A 516-nucleotide genomic window follows, 5' to 3' on the forward strand; every position below is an offset into this window, starting at 1 on the left:
TGCACACGCCCTATCTCTGGGGTGGCAAGACGAGCCTCGGCATCGACTGCTCGGGACTGGCACAGACCGTGCTGACGGCTGCCGGTATCAAGGCGCCGCGTGACAGCGACATGCAGGAGCGTGAGCTTGGCACGGCTGGCGAGGTGAAGGCGGATCTGAGCGGCCTTCGACGTGGCGATCTCGTGTTCTGGAAGGGCCATGTGGGTCTGATGGTGGACGGGACGAATTTCATCCACGCCACCGGCCACAGCATGACCGTGATGATCGAACCGCTGACGGTCGCCGAGGACCGCATCCGCCGGACGAGCTACGGTCCGATCAGTTCGATCAAGCGGCTGGGTTAAATCTTTGCGATCATCCCGGGGCTGCACAGCAGAACTCGGGGTCGCTTTCAGGGTAACTCTCGTCATGGCCGGGCTTGTCCCGGCCATCTCGACTCAGAAACGCGCTGCGCTCTTCCCATCGGGATCACCGGCACATGGCCGGTGATGACGCTCTACTCTCGAGCGATGACGA

1 protein-coding gene is annotated in these 516 nt (G+C 62.8%); it reads left to right on the forward strand.

Annotation, left to right across the window (positions count from 1 at the left end):
- A partial coding sequence (locus C7G61_RS43210) for a C40 family peptidase (RefSeq protein WP_145963857.1) occupies positions 1 to 344 on the forward strand: 344 nt, incomplete at its 5' end.
- Positions 345 to 516: the final 172 nt, after the last annotated feature.

It is taken from the genome of Bradyrhizobium algeriense, assembly GCF_003062295.1.
Lineage (GTDB): Bacteria > Pseudomonadota > Alphaproteobacteria > Rhizobiales > Xanthobacteraceae > Bradyrhizobium > Bradyrhizobium algeriense.